The organism is Stenotrophomonas sp. S39 (assembly GCF_016624665.1).
Classification (GTDB): domain Bacteria; phylum Pseudomonadota; class Gammaproteobacteria; order Xanthomonadales; family Xanthomonadaceae; genus Stenotrophomonas.
This window is the reverse complement of the sequence record NZ_JACVTT010000020.1, coordinates 16112-35580: the sequence shown is the minus strand read 5'-3', so window position 1 is coordinate 35580 and position 19469 is coordinate 16112. Positions and strand designations below refer to the sequence as shown.

The 19469-nt window shown below is 68.0% G+C and carries 17 protein-coding genes; 12 read left to right on the top strand and 5 right to left on the bottom strand.

Annotated elements, in window-relative coordinates:
- Positions 1-26: 26 nt before the first annotated feature.
- Positions 27-4934 (top strand): alpha-2-macroglobulin, encoded by a 4908-nt coding sequence (locus tag IAE41_RS07640; protein WP_200732656.1) that lies wholly within the window; start codon positions 27-29, stop codon positions 4932-4934.
- 49 nt (positions 4935-4983) lie between these two features.
- The gene (gene pbpC, locus IAE41_RS07635) at positions 4984-7365 is read left to right on the top strand and encodes a penicillin-binding protein 1C (protein ID WP_200732655.1); all 2382 of its coding nucleotides are present in this window, start codon (positions 4984-4986) and stop codon (positions 7363-7365) included.
- A 106-nt stretch (positions 7366-7471) separates the two neighbouring features.
- Here pbpC and IAE41_RS07630 read toward each other — a convergent pair whose 3' ends face one another.
- Both IAE41_RS07630 and IAE41_RS07625 read right to left on the bottom strand, forming a co-directional pair.
- Positions 7472-8059, bottom strand: coding sequence for a ferritin-like domain-containing protein (locus IAE41_RS07630; protein ID WP_200732654.1), 588 nt, complete (start codon positions 8057-8059; stop codon positions 7472-7474).
- A gap of 29 nt (positions 8060-8088) precedes the next feature.
- A complete protein-coding gene (locus IAE41_RS07625; RefSeq protein WP_079222793.1) occupies positions 8089-8571 on the bottom strand; it encodes a peroxiredoxin in 483 nt (160 codons plus the stop codon).
- 228 nt (positions 8572-8799) lie between these two features.
- On the opposite strand from IAE41_RS07625, the gene IAE41_RS07620 reads away from it, so the two are divergent.
- Positions 8800-9693, top strand: a complete 894-nt coding sequence (locus IAE41_RS07620) for a DnaJ C-terminal domain-containing protein (protein ID WP_108758018.1) — start codon at positions 8800-8802, stop codon at positions 9691-9693.
- Between the two features lie 70 nt (positions 9694-9763).
- On the opposite strand, the gene pilH is transcribed toward IAE41_RS07620, so the two are convergent.
- Positions 9764-10135, bottom strand: a complete 372-nt coding sequence (gene pilH, locus IAE41_RS07615) for a twitching motility response regulator PilH (protein WP_005410644.1) — start codon at positions 10133-10135, stop codon at positions 9764-9766.
- A gap of 88 nt (positions 10136-10223) precedes the next feature.
- Positions 10224-11219, bottom strand: a complete 996-nt coding sequence (locus IAE41_RS07610; RefSeq protein ID WP_200732653.1) for a YhdH/YhfP family quinone oxidoreductase — start codon at positions 11217-11219, stop codon at positions 10224-10226.
- Positions 11220-11371: 152 nt separating this feature from the next.
- Here IAE41_RS07610 and hflK point away from each other — a divergent pair, with 152 nt between their 5' ends.
- From hflK to IAE41_RS07565, 9 genes are all read left to right on the top strand, one after another.
- Positions 11372-12505: an FtsH protease activity modulator HflK gene (hflK, locus tag IAE41_RS07605; RefSeq protein ID WP_108747183.1), complete on the top strand. Its 1134-nt coding sequence runs from the start codon at positions 11372-11374 to the stop codon at positions 12503-12505.
- Complete coding sequence (locus tag IAE41_RS07600; protein WP_079222789.1) at positions 12502-13365, top strand: protease modulator HflC; 864 nt, start codon at positions 12502-12504, stop codon at positions 13363-13365. Before hflK ends, IAE41_RS07600 begins: the two co-directional genes overlap by 4 nt.
- A 67-nt stretch (positions 13366-13432) precedes the next feature.
- Positions 13433-13618, top strand: coding sequence for a DUF2065 family protein (locus tag IAE41_RS07595; RefSeq protein WP_079222788.1), 186 nt, complete (start codon positions 13433-13435; stop codon positions 13616-13618).
- 434 nt (positions 13619-14052) lie between these two features.
- Positions 14053-15345, top strand: a complete 1293-nt coding sequence (locus IAE41_RS07590) for an adenylosuccinate synthase (RefSeq protein WP_006463282.1) — start codon at positions 14053-14055, stop codon at positions 15343-15345.
- Between the two features lie 698 nt (positions 15346-16043).
- Positions 16044-16400, top strand: coding sequence for a hypothetical protein (locus IAE41_RS07585; RefSeq protein ID WP_200732652.1), 357 nt, complete (start codon positions 16044-16046; stop codon positions 16398-16400).
- A gap of 156 nt (positions 16401-16556) precedes the next feature.
- Entirely contained in the window at positions 16557-17201 is a 645-nt protein-coding gene (locus IAE41_RS07580; RefSeq protein WP_200732651.1) for a hypothetical protein, read from the top strand.
- A gap of 71 nt (positions 17202-17272) precedes the next feature.
- Positions 17273-17917: a transcriptional regulator gene (locus tag IAE41_RS07575; RefSeq protein ID WP_234458369.1), complete on the top strand. Its 645-nt coding sequence runs from the start codon at positions 17273-17275 to the stop codon at positions 17915-17917.
- Positions 17880-18287: a hypothetical protein gene (locus IAE41_RS07570; protein ID WP_079222784.1), complete on the top strand. Its 408-nt coding sequence runs from the start codon at positions 17880-17882 to the stop codon at positions 18285-18287. The genes IAE41_RS07575 and IAE41_RS07570 overlap by 38 nt, the downstream gene beginning before the upstream one ends.
- Before the next feature lie 103 nt (positions 18288-18390).
- Positions 18391-18816 carry a DUF4259 domain-containing protein gene (locus IAE41_RS07565; RefSeq protein ID WP_188115487.1) on the top strand — a complete coding sequence of 142 codons (426 nt, stop codon included), beginning with the start codon at positions 18391-18393 and terminating at the stop codon, positions 18814-18816.
- Positions 18817-18820: 4 nt separating this feature from the next.
- Here the strand turns inward: IAE41_RS07565 and IAE41_RS07560 are convergent, their stop codons facing one another.
- Complete coding sequence (locus IAE41_RS07560; RefSeq protein ID WP_200732649.1) at positions 18821-19468, bottom strand: M23 family metallopeptidase; 648 nt, start codon at positions 19466-19468, stop codon at positions 18821-18823.
- Between the last annotated feature and the right edge of the window lies 1 nt (position 19469).

Genomic DNA, 19469 nt, shown 5'->3' with positions numbered 1-19469 from the left:
GGCCGCCTCGATCAAGGAGTGACGACATGAGCGGTCCGGCACGGCGGAAGCGGTGGGGTTGGGCGGCGGCTGTACTGGCAGGAGGCCTGTTGCTGGGTCTGGCCGGCTGTCGCAATGACAATGGGCAGCTGCCCAAGGCCAGCGGCGAAGCCATCGCCACCAAGGCCGAGCAGGTGAAGGACTTCACCCTGCTGCGCGCCTACCCGGACCAGAAGAGTGAGGGCCTGTCGCTGGCGCTGGAGTTCTCGCGCCCGCTGGTCGGCACCCAGGACTTCGACAAACTGGTGCGCTTCGAAGAGAAGGTCGGCAACGACGACAGCAGCTGGACCCTGTCCGACGACGGCCTGACCCTGCGCTACCCCTTCGTTGAAGCCGGCAAGGAATACAGCCTGGTCGTCTCCGAAGACCTGCTGGCCGCCGACGGCAGCCGCCTGGGCAAGGAACTGAAGCAGAAGGTGTTCAGCGGTGAGCTGAAGCCGGTGGCCGGTTTCGCTTCGCAGGGCAGCGTGCTGCCGGCCAAGGACAGCCGCGGCCTGCCGGTGGTCTCGGTGAACGTGCCCGAGGTCGACGTCGAGTTCCTGCGCGTGCGCGAGAAGGACCTGCCGACCTTCTTCAGCCAGTACCAGCGCGGCGGCCGCCGCGGCAGCTGGGAACTGAGCAGCGACTACGAGCGCAGCCCGATCAACCAGCTGGCCGAGCCGGTCTACGTCAACCGCTTCATCCTCGGTGGCAAGCAGAACGAGCGGGTGCTGACCTACCTGCCGACCCAGGACATCAAGGAGCTGCAGGAGCCGGGCCTGTACTTCGCCCTGCTCAAGCGCACCGGTGACTACGAAGGCGAGTTCGATACCGCGTTCTTCTCGGTCAGCGACATCGGCCTGCACACCCGCGCCTACAAGGACAAGCTGTTCGTCCACACCGCCGCACTGAAGGACGGTGCGGCGCTGAAGAACGTCGAGCTGCGCGTGCTCGACGCCAAGGGCGAGGTGGTGCTCAAGGGCAGCACCGACGGCAACGGCAATGCGCTGCTGAACTACACCCTGGATGCCACCCACGTGCTGGTCGCCAGCAGCGGCAAGGACACCAGCTTCCTGCCGTTCAACCAGCCGGCGCTGGACCTGAGCGAATTCGCCGTGGCCGGCCGTGACAACGCTTGGTTCGACGTCTACGCCTGGTCGGGCCGCGACCTGTACCGCCCGGGCGAAACCGTGCGCCTGTCGGCCCTGCTGCGTGACAACGACGGCAAGCCGGTCAAGGCGCAACCGGTGTTCCTGCGCCTGAAGCAGCCCGACGGCAAGACCTTCCGCGAGACCCGCCTGCAGCCCGGTGACCAGGGCTACATCAACTTCGAGCAGACCATCCCCGCCGAGGCGCCGACCGGGCGCTGGCAGGTCGAGTTCCGCACCGATCCGGCCAGCAAGGAAGCGATCCAGGGCATGACCCTGCGCATCGAGGAGTTCCTGCCCGAGCGCATGAAGCTGGACCTGGACAGCGTGCAGAAGACGCTGAAGCCGGGCGAGGAGCTGCGGCTGCAGGCCAACGGCGCCTATCTGTACGGCGCGCCGGCCGATGGCAACCGCTTCACCGCACGCATGGCGGTGGCCGCCGAGCAGAAGCCGGTGGAAGGCCTGCCGGGCTATTTCTTCGGTGACCCGACGCTGCAGCTGCCGCGCGAAGCCAAGGATGTGGTCGATACCACGCTGCCGGCCAATGGCCAGCTGCGCGAAGACGTGGCACTGCCGGAAGAGGCGGCCAAGGCCAAGGCACCGATCGCCGTGGTGCTGTCGGGCAGCCTGTATGAAACCGGTGGCCGTACCGTCACCCGCACCCTGAAGCGGGTGATGTGGCCGGCCAATGCACTGGTCGGCGTGCGCCCGTTGTTCAACCCGGACGACGGCGCCGATGCCAACGGCACTGCGCGCTTCGAGCTGATGCGCGTGGATGCCGCCGGCAAGCCGCAGCCGGCCAAGGGCCTGAAGGTGACCCTGGTGCGCGAGCTGCGCGATTACCACTGGACCTTCAACGACAACCGCTGGGACTACGATTTCACCCGCCGCTTCGAGAACAAGGACACCCGTACCGTCGATGCCGGCAGCAGTGCAGTCGCCTTCGATTTCGCGGTGGAGTGGGGCGAATACCGGGTGGACGTGTTCGATCCGTCCACCGGCCTGACCAGCCGCTACCCGTTCCGCGCCGGCTGGAGCTGGGGCGATGACAACCGCGGCCTGGATGCACGCCCGGACAAGGTCAAGCTGGGCCTGGACAAGACCGGCTACAAGGCCGGCGATACCCTGCAGGTGACGGTGACCCCGCCGCACGCCGGCAAGGGCGTGCTGATGGTCGAGACCGACCGCATGCTGTACGTGCAGGAGATCGACGCCAAGCCGGGTGCCACCTACAAGATCCCGGTCACCGCCGACTGGGAACGCCACGACGTCTACATCACCGCGCTGGTGTTCCGCGGTGGCAGTGCGCCCAGCAAGATCACCCCGGCCCGCGCCGTGGGCGTGGTGCACGTGCCGATGGACCGCAAGGCACGCACCGTGGCCGTGGGCCTGGTCGCACCGAAGCAGATGCGCCCGGAACAGGACCTGCCGGTGACGGTGAGCGCACCGCAGCTGGCCGGCAAGACCGCGCACGTCACCGTTTCGGCGGTGGACGTGGGCATCCTCAACATCACCCGCTTCCCGGTGCCCGATGCCGGCGCGCACTTCTTCGCCCAGCGTCGCCTCGGCATCGATGCCTACGACATCTACAGCCGGGTGATCGAGAGCTTCGACGGCAGCAGCGGCAAGCTGAAGTTCGGCGGCGACATGGCCCTGCAGGCGCTGCCGCAGGCCAAGCGGCCAACCGCACGCGTGCAGACCGTGGACCTGTTCTCCGGCCCGGTGCAGCTTGATGCCAAGGGCAATGCGCGCATCCGCCTGAAGGTGCCGGACTTCAACGGCACGCTGCGCGTGTCGGCGCTGGTCTACAGCGATGACCAGTACGGCAAGCGCGATGTGGAAACCATCGTGCGCGCGCCGATCCTGGCCGAGGCCAGCATGCCGCGCGTGCTCGCCCCGGGTGACCGCAGCACCGTCACCCTGGACGTGCAGAACTTCACCGGCAAGCCCGGCCAGTTCAACGTGCAGGTGGACACCGAAGGTCCGCTGAGCCTGGGCGAGGGCAGCCGCAACGTGCAGCTCAACGCAGATGCCAAGACCACGCTGAGCTTCCCGTTGTCGGCCCGCGAGGGCAACAGCGTGGCCAAGGTACGGGTGCGCGTGGATGGCAACGGCTTCAAGGCCGACCGCCGATACGAGCTGCCGGTGCGTGCGGCGTGGCCGCAGGTGATCCGTTCGCAGGTGCGCACGCTCGATCCGCTGGCTGCGGTCAGCCTGGACGGCGGCCTGGCCGATGGCCTGATGGCCGAGTCGGTCAATGCCCGCCTGCTGGTCAGCCCGCTGCCGCCGATTCCGTTCGCCAGCGCCCTGCAGGGCGCGCTGAACTATCCCTACGGCTGTGCCGAGCAGACCACCAGCAAGGGCTACGCCGCGCTGATCCTGGACCAGGCCACTTCGTCGATGCTCGGCACCGACGGACTGGACGCCAAGACCCGCCGCGAGCGCATGGAAGGCGCGTTCGGTCGCCTGGCGTCGATGCAGGTGGCCAACGGCAACTTCTCCATGTGGGGCGACGATGGCTACGTGAACCCGTGGCTGACCCCGTACATCACCGAGTTCCTGCTCGATGCCAAGGACGGCGGTTTCGCCGTGCCCGACAACGTGCTGCAGAAGGCGCTCAACCGCCTCAGCGAGGACCTGCTGTCCGGTGGCAACCAGTTCTACGGGCAGGATGACCGCGAAAAGCTGAAATTCGCCAACCAGGCGTATTCCGGCTACGTGCTGGCCCGCGTCAACCGTGCCCCGCTGGGTACCCTGCGCACGCTGTACGACAACGAGCGCAGCAAGGCGGTCGGTGGCCTGTCGCTGGTCCACCTGGGCGTGGCGCTGTCCCTGCAGGGCGACGCCAAACGCGGCCAGGCGGCGATTGCTGCCGGCTTCGCCAAGTCCAGCAGCGAGCGCCCGTCGTACTTCGGCGATTACGGCAGTGCCATCCGTGACGACGCGCTGATGATCGCGCTGACCCACGAAAACAAGCTGGCCAAGCCGGCCTGGGATGCGCGTGCGGTCGATCTGGGCCGTGGCCTCGATGCCCGCCGCAATGCCGGCTGGATGTGGCTGAGTACCCAGGAGCAGGTGGCCATCGCCCGCCTCGGCAAGGCCCTGGCCGCCAACCAGAAGGCACTGGTGGCCGGTGAACTGGTGATCGGTGGCAACAGCGAGGCCATCGGCGAGCGCAAGCTGTTCGGTCGCAACTTCACCGGCAGCGAGCTGGCCAGCGGCGTGCGCTTCACCCCGCAGGGCGAGCCGCCGATGTTTGCCAGCATCGACGTGGCCGGCATCCCGCGCACCGCGCCGGCACCGGACAACAGCGTGCTGGGTGTCGAGCGCAGCTACTTCGGTACCGATGGCAAGCCGTGGACGCCGCGACCGCTGAAGGAAGGCGAAGCCCTGATCGTGCGCATCACCATCAGTGCCGATACGCAGATGCCCGATGCCCTGCTGACGGACCTGCTGCCGGCCGGCCTGGAGATCGAGAACTTCAATCTGGGCGATGCCAAGCAGTGGGCCGACGTGGTGGTCGATGGCATCACCATCAGCGACCGCAGCTCGGCTGCCGATACCAAGCACGAGGAGTTCCGCGACGACCGCTACGTGGCCGCGCTGAAGCTCTCGCGCGGTGGCAAGGCGAACGTCTTCTACCTGGTGCGTGCGGTGACCCCGGGTACCTACTCGGTGCCGCCGCCGCTGGTGGAAGACATGTACCGCCCGCAGCTGCGCGGCGTGGGCCGCAGCAACCCGACCACGATCACGGTGGTCCAGCCGTGACCGCGCGGACGGGCCGCGACGGCGCGGCCCGTCCTGCGGGCAATTCGCAATGAAAGACGCAATGAAGACCCGGCTGGCGGCCCTGCGCCGCCGGCTGCGGCCGCTGTGGCCGTGGTTGCGCTGGGGGACGGCCGCCACGCTGGCGCTGCTGCTGGTGCTGGACGTCGCCTTCCCGCCACCGCTGCCGAAGCAGCGTGATACCAGCACCCTGGTGGTGGCTGCCGACGGCACGCCGCTGCGTGCATTCGCCGATGCCGAAGGCGTGTGGCGCTATCCGGCGTCGATCGACAGCGTCTCGCCGTTGTACCTGCAGGCACTGCTGACCTACGAAGACCGCTGGTTCTGGAAACACCCGGGCATCAACCCGCTGGCGATCCTGCGTGCCAGCGGCCAGCTGCTGCGTGGCGGCCGCATCGTGTCGGGCGGTTCAACGCTCACCATGCAGGTCGCGCGCATCCTTGATCCGCACTCGCGCACGCCGTGGGGCAAGCTCAAGCAGATGCTGCGCGCGGTGCAGCTGGAAGTACACCTGAGCAAGGCGCAGATCCTCGCGCTGTACCTGGAACGCGCGCCGTACGGCGGCACCATCGAGGGCGTGGAAGCGGCCAGCTGGGCGTACCTGGGCAAGCCGGCCACGCAACTGTCGCACGCCGAGGCCGCGCTGCTGGCGGTACTGCCGCAGGCGCCCAGCCGGCTGCGCCCGGACCGCCACCCGGAAGCGGCGCAGAAGGCGCGCGACAAGGTGCTGGCGCGCATGGCCGAACTGGGCGTGTGGACGCCGGAAGAAGTAGACGATGCACGCATCGAGAATGTGGTCGCGCGGTCGCTGCGGCCGCCGATGCATGCGGCGCTGCTGGCGCAGCGGCTGCATTCGGCACACCCGGGCCAGGCGCGCATCCAGAGCAGCATCGACCTGGACCTGCAGCGCACGCTGGAAGAGCGCGTGGCCAGCTATTTCTCCACGCTGCCCGAGCGCACCTCGGCTGCGCTGCTGGTGGTCGACAACCAGACCCTGCAGGCCCGTGCGTATGTCGGCACGCTGGCCTTCGGTGACCGCCAGCGCCTGGGCCACGTCGACATGGTGCAGGCCTGGCGCTCGCCGGGCTCCACGCTCAAGCCCTTCCTGTACGCCATGGCGCTGGACGATGGCCTGATCCATTCGGAAAGCCTGCTGGTGGATGCGCCGCAGAGCTTCGGCAGCTATCGGCCGGGCAACTTCGACGAGGCATTCAACGGTCCCGTCAGTGCATCCAGCGCGCTGCGCCTATCGCTCAATGTGCCAGCGGTGGACCTGCTGCAGCGGGTAGGGTCGGCGCGCTTCGCCGCGCGCCTCTCGCACGCGGGCATCCAGTTGCGCTTCCCGCCGGGCAGCTCGCCCAACCTGTCGCTGATTCTCGGTGGCACCGGTGCGCGGCTTGAGGATCTGGTTGGCGCCTTCGCCGCGCTCAACCGCAACGGCATAGCCGGGCGCGTGCGCTATAGCGATGACGATCCGATGATCGAGCGGCGCCTGTCCTCGCCCGGGGCCAGCTGGATCGTGCGCGAGATGCTCGAGTCCAACCCGCGCCCGGGTTATGGGGTGGGCACGTTCGACGTCGGTGGACGACCGCGCGTGGCCTGGAAAACCGGCACCAGCTATGGCTACCGCGATGCCTGGGCGATCGGCAGCACCCGCCACTACACGGTGGGCGTGTGGGTGGGCCGGCCCGATGGCACGCCGCTGCCCGGCCAGTACGGCGCGGTGACGGCGTTGCCGCTGATGTTCGAAGTTGTCGACAGCCTGCCGCGCCAGCCCGGCGATGCCGCTGCTGCACCGATGCCGGCCAGCGTCAGCCGCGCCGACGTGTGCTGGCCCACCGGCGAACTGGCCGGGTCATTGCCGGCCACGCTGTGCCAGCGGCGCATGACGGCCTGGCTGCTGGACGGTGGCGTGCCGCCGACCTTCCCCGAACGTGAGGCGCGGCGCTGGCAGCCGGGCCGGCAGCGCTACATCGCCGATGCGCGCACGGGCCAGCGGCTGTCCGCCGACTGCAGCGCGCCGCACCAGGAAGTGGAACGCGAGATCGCGCGCTGGCCGGCGTTGCTGTCGCCGTGGTTGCCCAAGGCCACGCGCGATGCATCGCAGTTGCCGCCACTGGCTGCCGACTGCCGCGACGATGGCCGCGAAGCGAGCGTGGCCCTGCACGTGGATGGCCTCAACGATGGCGCCGCGCTGGCGCGTGCACCCAATGCCCAGCATGGCGTGCGCCTGCAGCTGCGTGCGCTGGGCAGTGAACAGGCGGTGGACTGGCTGCTGGATGGCCGCTGGATCGCCCGCACCCAAGGGGCGCAGCTGATGCAGCGCGAGTTCGCCGAGCCGGGCGCGCATACGCTGACCGCGCTGGCGACCGATGGCGCGTGGACGCAGGTGAGGTTTACCGTTCTCCGCTGATGTCTGCTTCGCTGCTGTAGAGCCGAGCCCATGCTCGGCTGCATCTGTGGCGGACGTGCAACCGTCAGCCGAGCATGGGCTCGGCTCTACAGAGTGCACGGTGCCGCTATTCCCCGATCCAGCCGTCCAGCAGGTCGGCAAACTCGTCGGCGTGTTCCTCCTCCTGCGCCAGGATTTCCTCCAGGATGCGCTTGGTGGTGGTATCGCGGTCGCCGATGAAGTTGATCATCTCGCGGTAGCTGTCGATGGCAATGCGCTCGGCCACCAGGTTCTCGCGCACCATGTCGCGCAGGTCGCTGCCTTCCTTGTACTCGGCATGCGAGCGCGCGGTCAGGGTGTCAGGGTTGAAATCCGGCTCGCCGCCGAGCTGCACGATGCGCTCGGCCAGCTTGCCGGCATGGGCCTGTTCCTGCTGCGCGTGTTCGAGGAACTCGGCCTTGACCGCATCGGCCAGCATGCCCTTGGCCATGAAGTAGTGCCGGTAATAGCGCAGCACGCACACGTACTCGGTGGCGAGGGCATCGTTGAGCAGCTTGATCACCACCTTGCGATCGGCGCTGTAGCTGTCGGTGATCGCACCGTCCTCGATGTTGCGCCGGGCGCGTTCGCGCAGGGTCGTGCGGTCACTGATGCCGGGCACCTGGGCGCTGGGCTTGGCGGCGGGCTTGCTGGCTTTGGCTGGCTTGTTGGACATGGCTGGCCGGTTCCTCTTGCAGTGGGGTATCAGGTGGGAAGGTGCTCCAGCACGTAGTCGGCCGAGGACACCTCGAACTGGCCGGGTTCCTCGATCCACGCGGCGCGTACCACGCCGTCATCGACGTACAGGGCGTAGCGGCGCGACCGGATGCCCATGCCCGAGGCGCTGGCATCCAGCTCCAAGCCCAGCGCACGGGTCAGTTCGGCGTTGCCGTCGGAGAGCATCAACAGGCCCTCGGGCACGTGCTGGTCGGCGGCCCACGCCTTCATCACGAACGGGTCGTTGACCGCCAGGCAGTACACATCGATGCCACGCTGGCGGAACGCGGCGAACCTCTCGACGAAGCCAGGCAGGTGACGGGCCGAACAGGTGGGAGTGAAGGCCCCGGGCACGGCGAACAGGACGACCTTGCGTCCTTCGAACAGCGCCTGGGTGTCCAGCGTTTCGATGCCCTCGCGGATACGCTTGAGTGTCACTTCCGGGATGCGGTCGCCAACGTGGATCGTCATGGGAACTCCTTGCTGGTGGGCAGGCTAGTCGGGCGGGTGGGAGGAACGCGTCAAGACATTGGAAAACCGGTGTGCACGCCCCATTCTGGGGTCAGGGCGGCGGCCGGTGCATTGCGCCGGATGAAACGGCCTCACCGGCGTCGCACGGGCAGCGGCGTAGCATGCCGGCGCGTAGAATGAGCCCGGGGCGGCGCCACCGGCGCGGCCGAAGCAGATCGAGGTAGCTGGATGGAATTCAAGGATTACTACGCCACCCTGGGGGTGGAACCGAGTGCGGGCGAGGCCGAGATCAAGACTGCCTACCGCCGGCTGGCGCGCAAGTACCACCCGGACGTGAGCAAGGAGGCCGGCGCCGAGGACAAGTTCAAGGCGGTCAACGAGGCCTACGAGGCGCTGCGCGATCCGGAAAAGCGCGCTGCCTATGACCAGCTGCGCGCGCAGGGCTATCGCCCGGGCGAGGAGTTCAACGTGCCGCCGAACTACGGCGGTGCGGGCGGCTTCAACTTCGAGGAAGTGTTCGGCGGCGGCGGTGCCGGCGGCGGCTTCAGCGATTTCTTCGAAAGCCTGTTCGCGCGCCAGCGCGGCGGGCAGGGTGCAGGCCCCGGCCCGGGCTTCAGCAGCCACGGCCAGGCGCCCAACCGCGATACCCGGGCCAAGCTGTCGGTGCCGCTGGAAGCGGCGTACAGCGGTGACAGCCTCCGCATCACCGTCAACGGCAAGCAGCTGGACGTGCGCGTGCCGAAGGGCATCCGCCCGGGCCAGGTGATCCGCCTGTCAGGGCAGGGCACCCACGGTGGCAACCTGCTGCTGGAAGTGGAATATGCCGCCCATCCGCAGTTCGAGGTGGATGGCCGCAACATTCTCTACACGTTGCCGGTGACGCCGTGGCAGGCAGCGCTGGGCACCAGCATCAGCGTGCCGACGCTGGGCGGCGCGGTGGAGTTGAAGATCCCGGCCGATTCCGATGCCGGCCGCAAACTGCGCCTGCGTGGCCGCGGCCTGCCGGGCAGCCCGGATGGCGACCAGATCGTTGAGCTGGAGATCGTGGCGCCGGCGGCGACCGACGACGCGCAGAAGAAGGCCTACCGGAACCTGGCAAAGGCCTTTGGCGAAACGATCTGAAGGTAGCGCCGGGCCACGCCCGGCGGTTTCAAACGCGTGCCAACCAAGGTTGGCACCCACCGGGAACGGTTCAGCCCTGGCCGGCGAACACCCGCTCCAGCACCTCGGACAGCTCGTCTTCCGAGAACGGCTTGGTGATGTAGGCCTTCGCGCCCTGGCGCATGCCCCACATGCGGTCGGTGTCCTGGTCCTTGGTGGTCACCAGGATTACCGGGATGTGCCGGGTCGCCTCGTCGCGGGCCAGCGTGCGCGTGGCCTGGAACCCGTTGAGGTTCGGCATCACCACGTCCATCAATACCAGGTCGGGCAGTTCGGCCTTGGCCGTTTCCACCCCGGCCGCGCCATCGGTGGCGGTCAGGATCTGGTGCCCGAGTTTCTCGACGATGCGCTGTATCCCCAACAGCTGCGACGGTGAATCGTCGACGATCAGAATGCGTGCCATGTTGTTCCCCGTGTCATGCCCGCAGTGTAGTGCGGGCACATTGCTGGTGGGAGTAGGGTAGCTGCCGTCCGTCGCCTGCCTGCGACGTTCAGTCGATCCGCACCACCGTGCGGCCCAGCGAACCACCGGCCAGCATCCGCTCGAACACGCCCGGCAGGTCCGACAGGCCTACTTCCGCGGTGCAGATGCGCTCCAGGTGCTGCGGCTTCCATTCCCCGCCCAGGCGTGCCCACACCTGCTCGCGCAGGTCACGCGGCGCACTGGCCGAGGACACGCCGAGCAGCGAGACGCCACGCAGGATGCATGGCATGACCGTCATCTCCAGCGTCGCGCTCGCGGCCAGGCCGGCACTGACCACGCTGCCATAGGGCACCGTCTGCGCCAGCAGGCTGGCCAGCATCGATCCGCCGGCATTGTCCAGGCCGCCGCCGAAGCGGGCCGACTGCAGGGGCGCGGTATCGGCCAGTGCCTCGCGCGGCAGCACCTCGCTCGCGCCGATGTCGCGCAGGAAGGCGGCCTGCTCCGGCTTGCCACTGATCGCATGCACCTCGTAACCGGCGCGGCTGAAGATGTCCACGGCCAGCGCGCCGACGCCGCCGGTGGCGCCGGTCACGGCCAGCGGCCCGTGCCCCGGGGTCTGCCGGTTGTCCTGCAGGCGCAGCAGGGCCAGGGCCGCGGTGAAGCCGGCGGTGCCCAGCACCATCGCCTCGCGCGGGCTCAGCCCGGCCGGCTGGGCGATGACGGCGCGTGATTCCAGCCGTACGTACTGGCTGTAGCCTCCGTCACGGGTTTCGCTGAGGCCGCAGCCGGTCGCCAGCACCGCATCGCCCTCGCGCCAGGCCGGGTCGCTGGAGGCGACCACCGTACCGGCCACGTCGATGCCGCCCACCAGCGGGAAGCGGCGCAGGATCTTCCCTTTGCCGGTGCCGGCCAGGGCGTCCTTGTAGTTGACCGAGGACCAGTGGGCGCGGACCAGCACCTGGCCGGGGCTGAGGTCATCCACGCCCAGCTGGACCAGGCCGCTGCGGTAGCCGGCATCGTCGTTTTCGATCCGGAAGGCGGTGAACGGGGTGGTGGGGGCCATTGGCGCTGCCTGACTTCGAGGAAAACGCCACATTACCCGGTCAGGGCCCTTTCAAACCTGCCAGTCCGCCCCATCTTGTATGATCGGTGAAGATTCACGGCTGGCGCCGCGGGAAGGGCCCGCGCCGCAGCCCACATATTGATGGAGCGTGCATGGCCTGGAATACACCCGGCGGCAACAAGGGCGGACAAGGCCCCGAGGACAATCGACGCGGGCCATTCGGGTCGCGCGGTGGTGGCAATGGTGGTGGCTGGGGCGGTCTGCCCGGGCCGCTGAAGGACCTGTTCGATGGCGGCATCCTGCGTTGGGTGGCGGCGGCGGTGGTGTTGCTGGTGCTGTTCTCCAGCTTCCAGCTGATCGGCGAACAGCAGCGTGGCGTGGTGCTGCGCTTCGGCCAGTTCTCGCGGATCCTGACCCCGGGCCCGAACTTCAAGCTGCCCTGGCCGATCGAATCGGTCACCAAGGTCAATGCCACCGAGATCAAGACCTTCTCGATCCAGGTGCCGGTGCTGACCCGCGACGAGAACATCGTCAATGTCTCGCTCAACGTGCAGTACCGCATCGATGACCCGCAGCAGTACCTGTTCGGTACCGTCGATGCCGACCAGGTGCTGGAACAGTCCGCGCAGAGCGCGGTGCGCGAGGAAGTCGGCCGCGCCGACCTCAACTCGGTGCTGAACAACCGTGGCCCGCTGGCCGTGGCCGCCGAGGAGCGCCTGCAGGCGCTGCTGGGTGCGTTCAAGACCGGCCTGACCGTGACCGGCCTGACCCTGCAGGACGCCCGTCCGCCGGAGGAGGTCAAGCCGGCCTTCGACGAGGTCAACGGTGCCCAGCAGGTCAAGGAACGCCTGATCAACGAAGCCCAGGCCTACGCCGCCAAGGTCGTGCCGGAAGCCCGAGGCCAGGCCTCGCGTGCCCGTACCACCGCCGAAGGCTACAAGCAGGCCGTGGTGTCCAAGGCCGAGGGTGACGCACAGCGCTTCAGCCTGCTGCAGGCCCAGTACAAGGACGCCCCGGAAGTGACCCGCAAGCGCCTGTGGCTGGAAACCGTGCAGCAGGTGCTGAGCGAGAACCGCAAGGTGATCGGTGGCGATGGTCGCCAGCTGATCTACGTGCCGATGACCGGCGACACCCGTCCCAGCGCCTCGGCGCCGGCCGCGGTGCCGAACCCGGACGTGGTGATGCCGTCGCTGCCGGGTACCGCAACCGAAGTTTCCCGTGATCCGGGCCGGGCCGTGACCCGCCCGACCGGGCGTCCGAGCGGCCGTGAGGAGGGCAGCCGATGAGAAGTTCTATCTGGATTGCCGTCGCCGTGGCGGCCCTGCTGGCCCTGCTGGGTTCGGTCTACGTGGTCCGCGAGGACCAGACCGCCATGGTCCTGAACCTGGGCAAGGTGGTGCGTTCGGACATCAAGCCGGGCCTGCACTTCAAGGTGCCGGTGGTGGAAACCGTGCGCGTGTTCGACCGCCGCTTCCAGGTGCTGGACACGGCGCCGGCGCGTTACTTCACCGCCGAGCAGAAGGACGTCAGCGTCGACTTCTTCGCCGTCGGCTACATCTCCAACGTGGGCGACTACTTCCGTGCCACCGGTGGTGACCCGCGCGTGGCCAACGCGCGCCTGCAGCCGATCATCACCGATTCGCTGCGCAACCAGATCAACTCGCGCACCCTGCAGCAGCTGGTGTCGGGCGACCGCAGCGAACTGATCGCCGCGCAGCTCAAGGACATCAACGAAGCGGTGTCCGGGCTGGGCATGCAGATGATCGACCTGCGCATCAAGCAGGTCGACCTGCCCACCGACAGCCAGGTGATCAACGACGTGTACGAGCGCATGCGCGCACAGCGCAAGCAGGAAGCCGCCAAGCTGCGCGCCGAGGGCGAGGAGCAGTCGCTGACCATCCGTGCCCAGGCCGACCGTGACAGCACCGTGCTGATCGCCGAAGCCGAGCGCGATGCCCAGCGCCTGCGCGGTGAAGGCGATGCCGATGCCGCCCGCATCTACGGCAAGGCCGGTTCGGCGGACCCGTCGTTCTATGCGTTCTACCGCAGCCTGGAGGCCTACCGCGGCTCCATGACCGACGGCAACGGCATTATCGTGCTGGACAAGAACGACCCGTTCCTGCAGTACCTCAAGAGCGACCGCTGAGTCGTTCGGCAAGATCCCACGGGGCCCGGCCAGATGCCGGGCCCCGTGTTTTTTCCGGAGTGCCCACATGAAAGATCTGTTCGCGGCCGTCTGCCTGGTGGCCGTGCTCGAAGGCCTGCTGCTGTTCGTGGCCCCGCTGGCCTGGAAGCGCATGGCCGAGCGCCTGCTGGACCTGCCCAGCCCGGCCCTGCGCAGCTTCGGCGGGCTGGTGCTGCTGGCCGGCCTGAGCCTGCTGTGGTGGGCGCGGCACTGAACCCCGTCCTGTGCCGTCCACGCCACGCAGCCGAGCGTGGGCTCGGCTCTACCGGGCGGTCGGGTGTAGCGCCCGAGCCCATGCTCGGGCGGCGCCGCGCAGCGGCGGGAAGGCAGCCGAGCGTGGGCTCGGCTCTACCGGGGCGGTCGGGTGTAGCGTCCGAGCCCATGCTCGGGCGGCGCCGCGCAGCGGCGGACGGAGAGCCGGGGCGCCTGACCGGCCGGTGAAGCCGTCCGTCGGAAAGGTGGCACCGGACCCCGGAAACCCGGATAATGCACAAAAGCCGGACGGGCCTCCCCGTTCGGCTTTTTCCGTGTCTGGGCCTTCCATCGCCGGCCGCTCCCCGTTTGGAGCCGCCTTCCAGGTGCTGGCCAGCCCCGCCACGGTTTACCCGTCCGCGGCCCCGATGGCCGCAACAAATCGAGGAGCCCGTCATGGGTCAGTCTGTCGTAGTGTTGGGTGCCCAGTGGGGCGATGAAGGCAAGGGCAAGATCGTCGATCTGCTCACCGAGGAAATCGGCGCCGTGGTGCGCTTCCAGGGCGGCCACAATGCCGGCCACACCCTGGTCATCAATGGCAAGAAGACCGTCCTGCACCTGATCCCGTCGGGCATCCTGCGTGACGATGCGCTGTGCCTGATCGGCAACGGCGTGGTGATCTCGCCGGCCGCGCTGCAGAAGGAAATCGCCGAGCTGGAAGCCTCCGGCGTCGAAGTGCGTTCGCGCCTGAAGATCTCCCCGGCCGCCCCGCTGATCATGCCGTACCACATCGCCCTGGACCAGGCGCGCGAACGCGCTGCCGGCGGCAAGGCGATCGGCACCACCGGCCGCGGCATCGGCCCGGCCTACGAAGACAAGGTGGCGCGCCGCGGCATCCGCATCGCCGACCTGCATTACCCCAAGCAGCTGGAAGAACTGCTGCGCACGGCACTGGACTACCACAACTTCGTGCTGACCAAGTATCTGAACACCGATGCGGTCGACTTCCAGAAGACCTTCGACGAAGCACTCGCCTTCGGCGAGTACGTGCAGCCGATGAAGTCCGACGTGGCCGGCATCCTGCACGACCTGCGCAAGCAGGGTAAGCGCGTGCTGTTCGAAGGCGCGCAGGGCGCATTGCTGGACATCGACCACGGCACCTACCCGTACGTCACCAGCTCCAACACCACCGTCGGTGGCGCACTGGCCGGTTCCGGCGTCGGCGCCGATTCGATCGACTACGTGCTGGGCATCGCCAAGGCCTACGCCACCCGCGTCGGCGGCGGCCCGTTCCCGACCGAACTGGACGACGAAGTCGGCCAGGGCATCCGTGACCGTGGCGCCGAGTACGGTGCCTCGACCGGTCGCCCGCGTCGTTGCGGTTGGATGGACATCGTTGCGCTGAAGCGCGCCGTGGCCATCAACGGCATCAGCGGCCTGTGCATCACCAAGCTGGACGTGCTGGACGGCATGGAAAAGCTGAAGGTCTGCATCGCCTACGAATACAACGGCAAGCGCACCGAGTACGCGCCGCTGGACGCACAGGGCTGGGAAGACTGCACCCCGGTGTACCTGGAGTTCCCGGGCTGGAGCGAGAACACCCACGGCATCACCAACTGGGACGAGCTGCCGCCGGCCGCACGCGCCTACCTGCGTTCGCTGGAAGAGCTCGCCGGTTGCCCGATCAGCATCGTCTCCACCGGCCCGGACCGCGACCACACCATGGTCCTGCAGGATCCGTTCGCCTGAGTGGGCGGTAGCGCCGGGCCATGCCCGGCGTGGTGGTAACGCTGTGCTATTGAAAAAGAGCGCCGCGACTCCCTGAGGGTCGCGGCGCTTCTTTTTGGGTTCTCCACCAACTCCGGTTCTGCCAGCCCATGGCTGGCAGAACCGGAGCCACCAGCATGTCGCTTCCGGCACTCTAAATCGGCCATCCACGTCAGATTCCCCCAAGCCACACGCCACTCGCACTTTCTGCACGATCCCCGCATACAACTTCTGGTAAGCGATAAGCGTCACGCGCCATTCTGAAGCGCGGGTTGTTTGCGTCACCGCACGTCGCTCTCGCCCGCGCAGCAGCAGATTCGCGCCTTTTCCTGTCGCATCCGCCACTCCCCGCGTATGCAACACTTCGCATCGCACGCTCGATTCCCTCCGGACCTTTCGGATTTTTCTCATTGAATCGATCGTGCAGGCGTAGACACCATGGCGCGCCACCGAAAAAGGGTGGCCGGGCATGCAAACCCGCGATATGTGCTGTAAGCGCTTGCCAGCCGGCACCGTCCTGAAACGGTGCCGGCTGGCAATCCGTCGGCCTTCTATGGCGGGCGGTGCGTGGGGGTCTTCGGACCCGCCGGTCTGCATGTATCCCGGTTTGCAACCCGCACCGTCCGCCACCCCGCTTCTGCGCGGTGGCGCTGTTACGTACAGCCAGGGAAGCCGACGCCATGACCACTCGCAAGAACCCGCCACTCCATGTTGTTGATGCCGTCAACGACGATGAAGACCCCACCTCCGATATCAGCACCTTCCAGGGCTGCCTCACCCGCATCCGTGATGGCGAAGGCTCTGATGGCATGCTCTGGCCGGAGGAAAACCTGTCCGACGGCCGACGCCAGTCACTGGCGCGGATCGACCGTGCGGCCGTGGCCATCCTCACCGCGGCGGAGATGCTGCACGCCGCGAACCGCTGCAAGACCATGGCCACGCCCCGCCGCCACCTCGATGAGGGCGTGGTGGAAGGCTTGTTCTTCGCCTGCCGCGAACTGGCCGAGCTGGTGTGCCGGGAAGTCAGGCCGGCCTGACCTCCGTTCTGCATGTGCGATGCCCAGCCTCGCCATCTGGCGAGGTACCGGGCCGGCTCGCGCGCTGCCTTACGCTAGCACTATGGCCACGTGCAGTTCTGCGCTACGTTGTGGCCAACGCCAGCAGGGACGCAGCGCGATGACCGGGAGTTCGGCATGAAGGGCGAGACGGTCGCACGGGTGACCCTGTGGCTGCTGTGGAGCCTGTGGGCGCTGGCCTGCATCGTGCTGGTACTGGGCGCGGCCGCCAACCACCTGGCCTCGCGCACGCAGACCCTGCCACTGGTGCTGCAGCCCGGCGCGACGGCGGAGGTCACGGTCTACCGTTTCATCGACGACCCCTTGCGTCTGCGCCTGCGCTACGCCGATGACGGCGCCGATCCGTCGATCGATCCGGAGCTGCGCCTGCGCGCGGACACCCCGACCGATCGCAACGAGTTCCGCGCGAAGACACGCTCGGCTGCGCCCGGACTGGATGTTTCCCGTGCGCTGGAGTCGGTGGGGCCCAGCAGGTTCGCCGCCTCGTACTTCGGCTATGGGCGGGGGGACGCACTGCCGCGCGGGCGTTCCTGGCTGCGGCTGACCGTGCTGGAGGTTGACCCGGCGCTGGCCGGGCGAGCGGCCTCGGTGGAACTGCTGCCGCCGATGGACGTGTTGAAGCTGACCGACCTCGATTACCTCTGGCTGTGGCCGTTCTTCTTCTGGCAGCCGGTGGCGATGCTGTTGCTGATTGCCGCTGGCGGGCTGGCGGTCGCCAGCATCGCGCTGCGGCGCTGGCAACGGCGCAACAGTGCCCGGTAGCGCCGGGCCATGCCCGGCAGGGCAGGCGCCGCACTTGCCAAATACCCAATATGGGCACAATAATGCCCAATATGGGTAACCACGCCGCCACATCGTCGTCCACAGGCCCCATCGGCCTGGCCGACGCGCTGTTCACCCAGACCCAGCAACGGGTGCTGGCCCTGCTGTTCGGGCAGGACCGCCGTGATTTCAGCATTTCCGAGCTGATCAGTGGCAGCGGTGCCGGTTCCGGCGCCGTGCAGCGCGAAGTGGCCAAGCTGGTCGCCAGCGGCCTGGTGGAGCAGCGCAAGGTCGGCAACCAGAAGCGCTATCGCGCATTTGCGGGCTCGCCGATCCATGCCGAACTGGTGGCGCTGGTGCACAAGACCATCGGCCTTGCACAGCCGCTGCGCGACGCACTGCAGCCGCTGCAGGACCAGATTGCGGCGGCCTTCGTCTTCGGCTCGGTGGCCAAGCGCACCGACAGCGCGCACAGCGACATCGACCTGATGCTGGTCTCCGATACGCTGGGCTATGCTGAGCTGATGGCCGTGCTCGATCCGCTGGAAGATCGCCTGGGACGGCCGGTGAACCCGACGCTGTACACGCACGACGAATTGAACGATCGCCTGCACAAGGGCAATGCCTTCCTGCAGCGTGTACTGGAACAACCCAAGCTGTGGGTGATTGGAGGAATGGATGACCTCGCCATTGCAGAACCTGGTCGGGCCGGGTAAACCGCTCAGCGCCGAGCCGCCGGATCCGCGCGAGATCGAAGGCCTGCAGCGCTCGGGCCTGGCGCGGTTGCGTGACGCACGCAATGCGACGCTTTCGCTGGAAAGCCGCTTCGACCTGGCCTACAACGCCGCCCACGCATTGAGCCTGGCAGCGCTTCGTGCACAGGGGTTCCGGCCCAGCAACCGCTACATCGTGTTCCAGTCGCTCAAGCACACGCTGGGCGTGGGCCCCGAGGTATGGCGGGTGCTCGACAAGTGCCACCAGCAGCGCAACATCGCCGAGTACGAGGGCGAACTGGATGTCAGCGGGCGCCTGGTGGAAGACCTCATCGCCGCCTGTGAAGCGGTGCGGGTGGCCTGCGGTCTCTGAGCGCGCCGGTGGGTTGCCAGGATCCGCAGCCGTGCCGCATGCTTCTGCGTCGCGCCTCGCGGTCCGCGCGTGGCAGGACATCAATCAAGGAAGGAGCAACATCATGGGTGCATGGGGCAGCGGTACATTCGAGAACGATGACGCCTGCGATCTGGTCTGCGACCTGCGCGAAAGCACGGATCTTTCACTGCTGGAAGACGCGCTGCGCACGGCTGCCGAGACCGACGAAGACCTGGACGCCGGCGACGGCAGCAAGGCCCTGGCCGCAGCGGAAGTGATCCTGGCGCTGCTGGGCAATCCCTCGCCGGCGATCGCCGAAGAGGAAGACCTGCAGGCGTGGATGAAGGCCAATCCGCAGCGCCCGACCGCCGCGCTGCTGGCACTGGCCGAACGCGCCGTACAGCAGGTGACGGCCGAAGACAGTGAGCTGCGCGAGCTGTGGGACGAGGTCGATTCGCTGGACGAATGGATGGCCGAAGTGAACACGCTGCAGGCGGGCCTGCGCGCCGCACGCAGCGCAGTCGGCTGAAGCCTCAGCGGCCAGCCGCCTGCAGCAACGGGTAAGGGTTGATCGATTCGCCCTTCCACCATTGCTTCTCCGGGCCCAGCACGTGCACCTCGAAATGCAGGTGCGGGGCCTCGGCGCTGGCATTGCCGGTGCTGCCGACGTAGCCGATCACTTCACCACGCTTGATCGCCTGCTTTTCCGCCAGGCCATCGGCGTAGCGCTGCAGGTGCGCGTAGTAGTAGCACCAGCGTCCGCCGGGCTCGAACTGGTAGATCGTCAGGCCACCGCGTTCGCTGTCGAACAGCTTTTCCACCGTGCCATCGGCCACTGCCAGCACCGGCGTCCCGGCGTCGGCCATGATGTCGATGGCATCGTGCACGCGCCCCTCGCTGCGTGCATCGGTGAAAGTGTCGCGCAGCTGCGATGGCTGGATGCCCTGCACGGGCAGCAGCAGGCCTGCGGGCGCATCCGCACCGGGAAAGGCCAGCGTGAGTGCTGGAGCCGCAGCATCCACGCGCGCGGGTGCAGCCGGCTTCACCGGCGCCGCCGTCACGGCTGCGGGTGGCGTTGCAGGCAGGGCAACCGCTACCGGCTCACCCGCATCGCGGCGCAGCCACCAGCCTGCACCCAGGCCCAGCAGCACGCCCAGTACGATCAGCTGCGAAAGACGCATC

Excerpts from the sequence above, each read along its gene's own strand:
- IAE41_RS07640 (WP_200732656.1), top strand. The coding sequence starts at position 27 with ATGAGCGGTCCGGCACGGCGGAAGCGGTGGGGTTGGGCGGCGGCTGTA.
- pbpC (WP_200732655.1), top strand. The coding sequence starts at position 4,984 with ATGAAAGACGCAATGAAGACCCGGCTGGCGGCCCTGCGCCGCCGGCTG.
- IAE41_RS07630 (WP_200732654.1), bottom strand. The coding sequence starts at position 8,059 with ATGTCCAACAAGCCAGCCAAAGCCAGCAAGCCCGCCGCCAAGCCCAGC.
- IAE41_RS07625 (WP_079222793.1), bottom strand. The coding sequence starts at position 8,571 with ATGACGATCCACGTTGGCGACCGCATCCCGGAAGTGACACTCAAGCGT.
- IAE41_RS07620 (WP_108758018.1), top strand. The coding sequence starts at position 8,800 with ATGGAATTCAAGGATTACTACGCCACCCTGGGGGTGGAACCGAGTGCG.
- pilH (WP_005410644.1), bottom strand. The coding sequence starts at position 10,135 with ATGGCACGCATTCTGATCGTCGACGATTCACCGTCGCAGCTGTTGGGG.
- IAE41_RS07610 (WP_200732653.1), bottom strand. The coding sequence starts at position 11,219 with ATGGCCCCCACCACCCCGTTCACCGCCTTCCGGATCGAAAACGACGAT.
- hflK (WP_108747183.1), top strand. The coding sequence starts at position 11,372 with ATGGCCTGGAATACACCCGGCGGCAACAAGGGCGGACAAGGCCCCGAG.
- IAE41_RS07600 (WP_079222789.1), top strand. The coding sequence starts at position 12,502 with ATGAGAAGTTCTATCTGGATTGCCGTCGCCGTGGCGGCCCTGCTGGCC.
- IAE41_RS07595 (WP_079222788.1), top strand. The coding sequence starts at position 13,433 with ATGAAAGATCTGTTCGCGGCCGTCTGCCTGGTGGCCGTGCTCGAAGGC.
- IAE41_RS07590 (WP_006463282.1), top strand. The coding sequence starts at position 14,053 with ATGGGTCAGTCTGTCGTAGTGTTGGGTGCCCAGTGGGGCGATGAAGGC.
- IAE41_RS07585 (WP_200732652.1), top strand. The coding sequence starts at position 16,044 with ATGACCACTCGCAAGAACCCGCCACTCCATGTTGTTGATGCCGTCAAC.
- IAE41_RS07580 (WP_200732651.1), top strand. The coding sequence starts at position 16,557 with ATGAAGGGCGAGACGGTCGCACGGGTGACCCTGTGGCTGCTGTGGAGC.
- IAE41_RS07575 (WP_234458369.1), top strand. The coding sequence starts at position 17,273 with ATGGGTAACCACGCCGCCACATCGTCGTCCACAGGCCCCATCGGCCTG.
- IAE41_RS07570 (WP_079222784.1), top strand. The coding sequence starts at position 17,880 with ATGACCTCGCCATTGCAGAACCTGGTCGGGCCGGGTAAACCGCTCAGC.
- IAE41_RS07565 (WP_188115487.1), top strand. The coding sequence starts at position 18,391 with ATGGGTGCATGGGGCAGCGGTACATTCGAGAACGATGACGCCTGCGAT.
- IAE41_RS07560 (WP_200732649.1), bottom strand. The coding sequence starts at position 19,468 with ATGCGTCTTTCGCAGCTGATCGTACTGGGCGTGCTGCTGGGCCTGGGT.